The 9,383-nt window shown below is 71.4% G+C and carries 11 protein-coding genes; 7 read left to right on the forward strand and 4 right to left on the reverse strand.

From position 1 onward, the window contains the following. Positions 1-389 precede the first annotated feature (389 nt). From ACFUK0_RS32635 to ACFUK0_RS32645, 3 genes are all read left to right on the forward strand, one after another. Entirely contained in the window at positions 390-1,148 is a 759-nt protein-coding gene (locus ACFUK0_RS32635; protein WP_380256242.1) for a hypothetical protein, read from the forward strand. A 115-nt stretch (positions 1,149-1,263) separates the two neighbouring features. Next, positions 1,264-1,524, forward strand: a complete 261-nt coding sequence (locus ACFUK0_RS32640) for a hypothetical protein (protein ID WP_380256244.1) — start codon at positions 1,264-1,266, stop codon at positions 1,522-1,524. A gap of 21 nt (positions 1,525-1,545) precedes the next feature. Further along, on the forward strand, positions 1,546-1,989 hold the full coding sequence (locus ACFUK0_RS32645; protein ID WP_380256246.1) for an STAS domain-containing protein: 444 nt from the start codon (positions 1,546-1,548) through the stop codon (positions 1,987-1,989). 141 nt (positions 1,990-2,130) lie between these two features. Here ACFUK0_RS32645 and ACFUK0_RS32650 read toward each other — a convergent pair whose 3' ends face one another. Beyond that, on the reverse strand, positions 2,131-2,838 hold the full coding sequence (locus ACFUK0_RS32650) for a hypothetical protein (RefSeq protein WP_380256248.1): 708 nt from the start codon (positions 2,836-2,838) through the stop codon (positions 2,131-2,133). Next, on the reverse strand, positions 2,835-3,101 hold the full coding sequence (locus ACFUK0_RS32655; RefSeq protein ID WP_380256250.1) for a hypothetical protein: 267 nt from the start codon (positions 3,099-3,101) through the stop codon (positions 2,835-2,837). The genes ACFUK0_RS32650 and ACFUK0_RS32655 overlap by 4 nt, the downstream gene beginning before the upstream one ends. Positions 3,102-3,710: 609 nt before the next feature. Between ACFUK0_RS32655 and ACFUK0_RS32660 the strand changes: the two genes are divergently transcribed. The 4 genes from ACFUK0_RS32660 to ACFUK0_RS32675 all read left to right on the forward strand — a co-directional run bounded on the left by ACFUK0_RS32660 (position 3,711) and on the right by ACFUK0_RS32675 (position 7,564). Then, positions 3,711-4,253, forward strand: a complete 543-nt coding sequence (locus tag ACFUK0_RS32660) for an AAA family ATPase (protein ID WP_380256252.1) — start codon at positions 3,711-3,713, stop codon at positions 4,251-4,253. Between the two features lie 702 nt (positions 4,254-4,955). After that, positions 4,956-6,308, forward strand: coding sequence for a hypothetical protein (locus tag ACFUK0_RS32665; RefSeq protein ID WP_380256254.1), 1,353 nt, complete (start codon positions 4,956-4,958; stop codon positions 6,306-6,308). Positions 6,309-6,467: 159 nt separating this feature from the next. Beyond that, positions 6,468-6,602, forward strand: coding sequence for a hypothetical protein (locus tag ACFUK0_RS32670; protein ID WP_380256256.1), 135 nt, complete (start codon positions 6,468-6,470; stop codon positions 6,600-6,602). A 482-nt stretch (positions 6,603-7,084) separates the two neighbouring features. Continuing rightward, the gene (locus ACFUK0_RS32675) at positions 7,085-7,564 is read left to right on the forward strand and encodes a hypothetical protein (RefSeq protein WP_380256258.1); all 480 of its coding nucleotides are present in this window, start codon (positions 7,085-7,087) and stop codon (positions 7,562-7,564) included. 468 nt (positions 7,565-8,032) lie between these two features. Here the strand turns inward: ACFUK0_RS32675 and ACFUK0_RS32680 are convergent, their stop codons facing one another. Both ACFUK0_RS32680 and ACFUK0_RS32685 read right to left on the reverse strand, forming a co-directional pair. Beyond that, positions 8,033-8,275, reverse strand: a complete 243-nt coding sequence (locus ACFUK0_RS32680; protein ID WP_380256260.1) for a hypothetical protein — start codon at positions 8,273-8,275, stop codon at positions 8,033-8,035. 254 nt (positions 8,276-8,529) lie between these two features. Further along, positions 8,530-9,383: tetratricopeptide repeat protein (locus ACFUK0_RS32685; protein WP_380256262.1), on the reverse strand; the 854-nt coding region annotated here is incomplete at its 5' end.

The raw sequence follows: 9,383 nt of genomic DNA on the forward strand, positions 1-9,383 counted from the left end.
CCCCGGACGTGAAGTCCGGGGCCTGCTGTCGTTGTCCCGTGGGTTCGAGGAAGAGGTTGAGGCGGCCGGCGGGCACGGGCTGCTGACCAGGTCCGGGCGGGGCCCGCGTCCGGCCGGACCGCCCGGACCGGCCGGACCTCCGGCGCGGCCGCACCGACGCCGTCCCCCGCCCGGACCTCCGGCGCGGCCCCCGCCGCCCCCCTCGCGCCGGCCCAGCAACCCGCCGGCCCGGGCACCCCGTCCGCTTCCTCCCACCCCGAGCCCTCGCCCGCGGCGGAACTGCCCGTCCCCGGCAGCGAACCGGCCCAGGCACCGCCGCCGGGGCCCTCCGCGACACCCCCGCCTCCACCGCCGCGGTACCCGCCACCGCCCGAGGCCCGCTCTACGCCGTGAGCCTGGACCAGAGCACGGTGCTGCAGTGGGCCGGCAACGGGAGCACCTGGGTTCCGGTCGGCACCGAGGCGTCCGCGCTCTTCGCGGGCGACGCAGGAGTGTTCGCCACCAACCCCGCCACGGGCGACATCTACCGCTACGACGGAACCCCCGGCCGGTGGACTCCGGCCGGCAGCGCCGGCGCGCAGTTCGCGACCGGCGGCCGCGACCTCTACGCACTCACCCCACGCCGGGATGCCGTCATGCGCTACGACAGCCCGGGGCACTGGACCCTGATCGGCGGCCCGGCCCTCGACATCTACGCGGGCGGCGCAGGCCTCTTCGCGACCCGTCCCGGCGACGGCCACCTCATGCGCTACCTGGGCCGCGAGCAGCAGTGGGAGCGCATCGGCAACCCCGGCCTGCAGTTCGCCGTCGGCCCCCGCGACATCTACGGCCTCAACAGCGACGGCGTGTTCCACTGGACCGGGCAGGGCGACGGATGGCACCGGATCGGCCCCACCGCTGTCAGCATCCACGCCGGCGGAGCCGGACTGTTCGCCGTCGACGCCGTCGACGCCGCCGACCGCATCCGCCGCTTCAACGGCACCGGCACCTGGACGGACATCGGCCAGCGCGGCACCGCCCTGATCGCGGACAACACCCACCTGTACCGGCTCGCAGCCGACCGGCAATCCCTGTCCCTCTGGAACGGCAACGGCGACTCCTGGACCCAGATCGGCGGACCCAGCAGCGCCATCGCCTCCACCGGATGACCAAAGACGACCCCTCGACCCGACCTGCCGTCCGGACCGACAGCGCTGCGCCCGGGGCCGGGTGTTGCTGACGGTCCGGCAGTTGTTTGGTTGTCGGGCTGGAAGACTGGCCGCCATGACCACCGACCGCCGCCCGCTGCACCGTCCGCTCTCCGCGCCGCCCGCCGACGTTCCCGTCCAGGCCGGCGGACGGGCCCGCCTGCTCGCGGTCGAGCGGGCGACGCTGCAGGAGCCGGCGGCCCCGGCCGAGGCCGCGCCGCCGGCGGTGCCCTCGTCGGGCCGGCGGGCTCAGCTTCTCCACCGGCGCCGCCGACACCGACACCGGCGCCGGTTCCGGGAGCTGAGGCCGGCGGCGCCGAGCACGTCGTCCAGCTGAGCGTCCGACTCCCCCACCGCGATGCGCCCCGTCCCGTACGGTCATCATGTCCACCGCACGGGGATCCTGAGGAGCTGTCCGATCACCAACACCGAGCCCGGTCCCGCGCTCACCGTCACCGCCCTCGTCGGCCCCGCCGGGTCCGTCCTGGAATGCGCGGGCGCCATCGACGCCGACACCGTCCCCGTCCTGAGCACCGCGGTGCACCGCGCACTCACGAGCCCTCCGGCCCCGCCGCTACTGGTGATCGACCTGGGCGCCGTCACCTTCTGCGACTCCAGCGGCCTCAGCACCCTGCTGCGCACCCGCTTGGAGGCCGCCCGCCAGGGCACGGAGCTGCACCTCGCCCGCCCGACCCAGGTCGTGCTCCGGATACTGGAGATCACCGGCGCCGACCAGGTCTTCACTATCGACCAGGACGTGCCCGCCGCGTGTGCCGTACCCCCGGCCCGTCCGGGAGGGTGAGCGCACGGCCCCGTCCGCCCGCCCGCGGAAGGGGGGTGCCGTCCTCGGCCGGGCGCGTCGGGGTGTGGCTGCCGCCGGTGGAGGGCGGCACCCTCACCGTCGTCCTCGCGGTTCAGCGGGGCGGGAGCCGGTGCCGGCCTGTCAGGGGGATCCGCGTTCCACCGCCCTGATCCGGCGCCAGACGAACTGCCAGGTCCCGGTCTCCTGGACTCCGCAGGCGGCCAGGTAGGCGATTACCAGGTCCCATTTCGGTAGCTTGCTGGCGTTGAGCATGGCCGACAGCGTGCTGCGTGCGAGCCGCCTCCCGTTGGTTTCTTGGTGCTGGCTGTTCTTCACCAGCTCCCGCAGGGAGGGCTCTCCGGCCCAGATGAGGACCTCGTTGAGGCCGGCGATGAACTCGTGCGCCGTGGAGTAGAGGATCGGGTCGGGCGGCTCCTGCGACAGCCGTGTCAGCGGTTCCCGGCGCCGGACTCTGGCCGCGGCGCGCAGGATCTCCCGCGGTTGCGGGTCGAAGTGTGCAGACCTCGGTGCCCTGACGGGGTTCAGCTCTTTGGCCTGCTGGTACTGCGAGGCCTCTTTGTACAGGTACTGCATGCGCAGCCTGTCCATGTCGGCGGAGCGGAGGTCTCTTACGGTTCCTTGGGCGTCCGTCGGCTCCCTGCTCACGAGGAGCTCGCAGAGGGCCTCGAACGTCCACGGGTCCGGAAGAACGCTTCCGCTGAGGATCCCGTTGAGCAATGTCGGCGCGATGCGGGCGCGCACCGCGACGTCGTCCTGGGAGAGATGCTTCTCCGCGGCGAGCCTGTTCATCGTCACGACCAGCTGCCCCAGCGGGTTCTGGGCGTTCAACGGGTACGCTCCGCCGGCTCGGCGACGGTGGTGTCCACGGAGACCGCCGGGCGCCAGCCGAAGGCGGCGGAGGCCTCGACGGCGGCGGTGACGATGACGGTGACCAGGGCCTCGACCTCGTAGCCGAGGGCGAGGAGCGCGATCACCCCGGAGAGCGCGATGCCCAGGAACAGCGCGGCGAGCAGCGCGTTGCGCAAGCCGGCCCGGCCGGCGGCGCGTGCGGGCTGTGCGTCTTGTTGTGAGGACAGCCTGAATCGGAACATGACATGGCCCTTCTGCCTTCAACCCGGACCAAGGGATTGCCGTCCCTTGACGCCTCCAATGCACGGACGCGTGAGGATGAGCATGTTCCTCCGCAGGAGGCTTCTGCAAGCGTCGAAAAACGCGCCAACCACCACTCCGTATAAGGAGTCTGATAGCCGATCAGGTCACCTTGCGACTGGATCCACGGGCAAGTCGGACAGGCGCAGTCCCGGGACGTCCCCAACTGTCCGAAGCCGTCCGAAGCCGTCCGGATTCGAGGAAGGCCTCATGCATGGCCACCCGCCGTGACCAGGGATCAACGGATCAGGGCCGTCCCGAAGTGTCCAGGAATCTGCTTTATGGGGCGGAGCGGTGCCACACTGGTTGCTCGATGGCCCTCCCTTCAACCCGGACGGTCCTCCCCCCGGAGCATCCGTTGCCGCGGACCGGGAATGTGGCGTACGCCACACGGAATTGAGGCCCGCTGCCGACGACGGCGCGGGCCTTCTCCGTACTCGCGCCCGACCGGGTCGTGTCCGCTGCCATCAGCGCCGAAGCGCCGGCCGCCAACCCGTTCGAATGCACGAAGAAGGACCGGCGAGCAGGCCTGACGAGCGAGAGGCAGCAGCATGACACGACCCGCGACGCTGGTCGCTGTCAGTGGCCCGCCCGGGGCGGGCAAGACGACGCTCGCGCACGCCCTGGCAGACGCACTCGACTGGCCGGCGGTCTGCCGTGACGAGATCAAGGAGCGTCTGGCCGCTGGCGCCGATTCCGCCGACGATCTGGACCTGAAGGCGCTGGAGACGTTCTTCGGCACCCTCGGCGAGCTCCTGAAGTCGGGATCGAGCCTGGTGGCGGAGGCGGCGTTCCAGGACCGCCTATGGCGCCCGGGCCTGGAGCCGCTCGGGGGCCTGGCAAGCATCCGCGTCGTGCGCTGTGTCGTCGAACCCGAACTCGCCCGCGAGCGCATCACCCGCCGAGCCGCCGAAGTCCCATCGCGCGCCGTTCACGCAGACGCCGATCTCCTGCACCGCATCGCCGAGGGGCAGCAGCCGATCGAGTCGTGGGTCCCGATTGCACTCGACGTCCCCTACCTGACCGTGAACACCACGCAGGGCTGGAAGCCGTCCCTGGACCGGATCGTCGAATTCGCCACGCTCTATGCCTAACTCCGCCGCTGACGGTCAGCCCACGATCCACAGGTCTTGACTATTGCTCCGCCCGGCTTCGGCCCGGGTCGTGGGCATGGGATTCGCGCATGCGGGGGTTGATGGGCCGGTTCGCAGAGTTCACAGTCCCTCCCCCGCACTCGCTTCCCCTTGTGCGTTGGGTGCTGGCTGGGTGGCCGGGACGGACAGGCGCCTGGAAGGTGGGACCCGGGCGGCGCTCGCTGCCTTCGGCCGGCGGTGCCCGGATCCCACTGCCGTCGCGGCTCGTCCTGGTCGTGCTGGCCGGTCGGCTGCGGGACGGGCCGCGGGGACAGGGGGAAGGAGAGGGGCGTGCTCATGGCCGGTCAACCGGCCCCAGCCCCGGACGGTCACGGCTCAGGCCGGCCCCCGCGCCGCCGCCCCGAAGCTCGGTGCCGGGGATGACTGCGCACTGCGCATTGCGGCCGCAGGCCCCGCGCAAGCGAGGGATGCGCATGCGCAGCGGTGGCCGGGTCCGGATTGCGCGTGCGTACGCAAGCCGGCTTTGCGGAGTGCCCGAGGGCGTACGCAAGGCCGCAATTGCGCGGCTGCGCAATGCCTCGGTGCGGTGCGTATGACGGAGGGTCTGTCCGGCGTGCGGGGACGGGTCGGGCTCTCGCCGGCCGGGGTTCCCGGGCGAATAGATTTCGTAGCGTGCTTCGTATCGGCGGGTAAGATCATCCGGTGACTTCCGAAGCACTACGAAACGTGGACGGCCCGGACGAGGCTCCGCCGACCTCCCCGTGCGGCTGGTGCGGGAGCCCGCTGCCCCGCGCGTCCAAGGGCCGCCCCCGCACCTACTGCGACCTGTCGTGCAAATCCAGGGCCGCCCGCCGGCGCATCGCCGAGCGGGCCGAGCCCTCCGCGCCCGCAGGCGTCCTCGGCGGCGCGGTACCGCTCCCGCCGGGCGTCCTGGCGGCCGCCGCCGAGGCCGAGCCGCCCGGCCCGCGCCGCCGCGTCCTGGAGATCGCCGACACTCTCGCCGGCGCCGCCTACTACTTCGCCCGTACCGTCGACGACGGCGACCCCGCCCGCGCCCTGACCAGGCTGCGCGGCTCCGTGGCCCTGTTCACCGCCCAGCTCCTGGAGCAGGCGCAGGCCGCGCACGACGACGCCCTGGCCACCCTCTCCGTCCACCCGGACGCCCACCTTGATGGCCGCCCCGCCCACCTTGATGGCGCTCTGGCGAACCTTGGAGACCCGCCCATTTCGAAGCGCCGCTGCGAAAACGAGGACCCTGGGAACGGGCCTGCCGAGGCCGGCCCCGGCCACGCGAGCGACGCCCCCGACGCCCACCTTGATGCCCTCGCCGCCCACCTTGATGGTGCCGTGGCGAACCTTGGTGACCCGCCCGTTTCGAAGCGCCGCTTCGAAAGTGAGACCCCTGCCGACGGGACCACCATCACCGCGACCGCCTCCGCCGCCGGAACAGCCGCGCTCCCCGCAGCCCCCGGCCCGGAGCGCGGGCCGGTGAACGAGCCGGATCTGGACGGCCTCTTCGAAGACCCGCCCATTCCGGATCGCTTCGTAATGCGGATGACCGCCGCGGAAGTGGAACAGGGACAGCGCGACGCCTACAACCCGGCGGCGCTCGCCCGCTTCTCCCCGGCGCTGCTCAACCGCGTCGACCCGCCCGCCACCGCCACCGCAGCCGGCCCCACCGCCGCCCAGCCCGCCCGGCCGACCGCGCACAACAGCGCGCAGCCCCTGCAGCGCACCGCTGCTGTCAGGGTTCCCGCGCCGCCGGCCCCGTACGAGCGGGGCTTCGGGGACTGCGACGTCCTGCTGAAGCTGCCGGACCTCGGCGAGGCGTGGGAGCTCGCCGGGTGGACGGAGAACCGCCTGGCGTACTACGTGGTGTACGAGGGCGGGATCGTCGGCTGGGTGGAGATCGGCATCGGCGCCGTCCCGCGATGGGCGGCCGTCACCGACGGCCACTTCCTGACCGACCCCGCCGGGCAGCCGCAGTTCCACCCGGGGCCGGACCTCGCGGCCGCCGCCATCCGCCAAGCCCGCCAAGCCCAACGTCCACGCTGACACGCAGGGCGGTGCGCGCCCCGGGCAATGGGTGCGGCGCGCACCGCCGCACCGATCTTTCCAGAACCGCCGCCGGACGCCGGCCCACCGGCTTGAGCGCTGGGCCGTCCCGTCGGACCTGACCCGCTCTGGCACCACGGCCTCCACCTGGCCGACGCCATGCCCTACCCGCTGCGCCACCGCCGGGAGGTCGCCCCGACGGACGGCGTCGTCAGTCACTGTGCGTTGGATCTGAGCCAGGAGCTGTCGCGGGAGGAGCGCGCGGTGCACGAGCTGGGGCATGCCGTCCTGTGACTCGCTGGTGGCCCTCGCGTGGTCGGCCTGGCGGCCGGGGTTGGGGTCGGGCACGGCGGACGCGCGGAGTGCTTCGGTCGCAGGCATGCCGCAGGAACGCGCCCGGATCATCGGCATTGTCGCGGGCGAGTGGGCCGAGGAGTGCTGGTTGGGCGAGTCCGCCCTGTGTGCCACTTGCGCTGGCGCAGGCTGCGTCGGCGCGAGTGGTGGAGATCAGGGCGGACTCGCCTAACCAGCATCACTCTGAGCTCTCGGAAAGGGGCACCTTCTGCCCGGTTGGCGCGGGAGCGAGGCGTAGGTAGAGGCGCGATGATTGGAGTGTGAGAAAGGGAACTTTTGCCCTGCCGTTGGCGCTGATGATTGCCTGGTTGGTTTGGGCCTTGAGAGTGCACTCACCAGGGGTCCGTGGCTCCCCTGAAGTGCCGCAGGCCGCCTCGCCTGAGCCAGTTAAGGACTACCCGTCTCGGAGACTGTGCCTTGATGTGGCTCTGCAGGAACGGGCCCATCAGACCGCTGCTGTGGCCGGGCTGAACACACTTGCGACTGCTCTGCTCGGCTTTGAAGCCGTCTTAGCTGTGGCGGGTGTCAAGGGGGTCACGACTGGGCCCAACTGGAAGCTGGCTGCTATGTCCGCTCTCGGGCTCAGCATGATCATAATCTTGCTCTCGCTCATCGACTTCATCGTTCCCGCGAAGAAGCCCACCGTCAGGCAGGGACGACCCAAGTGGTACTGCCGAGCCTTCCCCCGGCGGATATTCTCGATTTCGCCGGCGGACATGATGCCGCACCTCGCCCACCCGCTGGGGCGTAGCGAGAAGATCTTCTTTACAACAGCCGGGGTACTCTTCCGCTATACGTCGGAGTACGTGATCAAGCCCAAGAAGTACTGTCTCACCGGAGCCGTCTTCTTCTTGGTCGTAGCCTTGGTCCTAGGAGGACTTGGGGCATCGGCGTACGCCTAAGAAGGGTTGACTCGATGAGCTACTTGATCGAACTATGCAGACGACTCAATCCGAACCAAGATGTCAAGTACCGGGGTAGTGGGGCCGTAGTAGACCCTCCCACCAGCTTCGTGCCACAAGCAGCGATGGTTGTGGGAGAGCCGGTGAAGGATGAGCCTGCGCCGCTGACATTCGACGAGCTGAGCGACCGATACTACGACGACTCGATTCTGATCTCGGGAGAGTAACCGCCAAGGTGGAAGCCGCCGCCGACCGTGGTCGGTCGGTCGGGCACGCCGCCGCCGGCGGGCCGGGCTTTCGTGACGCGACACAGCCCAGGGTTGTGTCATCGGCCCCCGTTTTGCCTGGTAGGGGTGCCGCGCTACAGGTCGCCGTCACGGATCAGGAAACCGCCATTCACGATCCCGCGCGGAGAGCGGAGGGGCCGCTCTCCCGACGGGTCGCCGCGCGCTTGGGCGGTCGGCCCGGTCAGTTCTCGTACAGGTCCCCGCAGATGATGGACTGCGCCAGCTGCTCGATGAACTCCCGCCGCGTCACCCCGCCCGCGGTCGGGGCCGGGTAGCCGGCGGGCAGCGCGCGTTCCACCGCGTCCACGATGTCGCCGACCTCGAACGTCACCCCGGTCTCCACCGAGAGCCGGGCGACGTTCTCGACGGCGGCTTCGGTGCGGGCGATCAGATCAAGGGCCAGGGACGAAGAGTCAATAGTCATGAGCAGACGGTAACCGCAGTCCGACGTTCGGGAGCCGGGAACCGGACATCCGGCCCCCGATGGCCGGGCGGGTCGCCTCCAAAACCTGCACGGCCCTCTGCGGCCCCACTACTCCCGCAGCGCCAGGGTTGCCCATCCGGCACGGCCCTGCCCCGGACGGGCTTGCTGATTCCGGGCCCCTGTCGCGCCCCCGTCCGGGGCAGCGTGTCCTGCGAGGCCGAGCAAGGCACCACCTCTCGCGTCATGCCCGCCTGCTACGCCTCCGGTTCCTCCAAGGCCTTCACGGCTTCGTCCTCGGCGCCGGCGCGGCGGTAGGCCGCAGCGGATGCCTCCCGCGCGGCCCGGACCTCGCCGGGCGTCCGTCCAGCAGCCTGAAGGGTGTCGGCGAGCTCCCCGAGCGCCTCACCCTCGCGGTACGCGTCGTCCAGCTCGCGGAACACGGCGACCGCACGCTCGCCGGCCTCCACCGCCTTCCCATACGCCCCGGTCTCCCGCCACCCCTCACCGAGGTTGTTCCAGGCGATTGCTTGGCTGTGGTGGTCGCCGAGGTCGTGGTGGAGGTCGAGGGCGTTCTGGTGGGCGGTGAGGGCGTCGTCGAAGCGCCGCAGCTCCTGCAGAGCGAGGCCGAGGTTGTTCCAGGCGATCGCTTCGCGGTGGTGGTCGCCGAGGTCATGGTGGAGGTCGAGGGCGCGCTGGTGGGCGTCGAGGGCGTCGTCGAAGCGCCGCAGCTGCTGCAGGACGCCGCCGAGCCCGCCCCAGGCCATCGCTTCGCGGTGGTGGTCGCCGAGGTCGTGGTGGAGGTCGAGGGCGTTCTGGTGGGCGGTGAGGGCGTCGTCGAAGCGCCGCAGCTCCTGCAGGACGCTGCCGAGCCCGCTCCAGGCGATCGCTTCGCGGTGGCGGTCGCCTTGGTCGCGGAAGAGGTCGAGGGCGCGCTGGTGGGCGTCGAGGGCGTCGTCGAAGCGCCGCAGCTTCGTTAGGGCGAGGCCGAGGTTGCCCCGGGCGATTGCTTGGCTGTGGTGGTCGCCGAGGTCGTGGTGGAGGTCGAGGGCGTTCTGGTGGGCGGTGAGGGCGTCGTCGAAGCGCCGCAGCTCCTGCAGGACGCCGCCGA

This window comes from Kitasatospora sp. NPDC057223 (assembly GCF_042669755.1).
Classification (GTDB): domain Bacteria; phylum Actinomycetota; class Actinomycetes; order Streptomycetales; family Streptomycetaceae; genus Kitasatospora.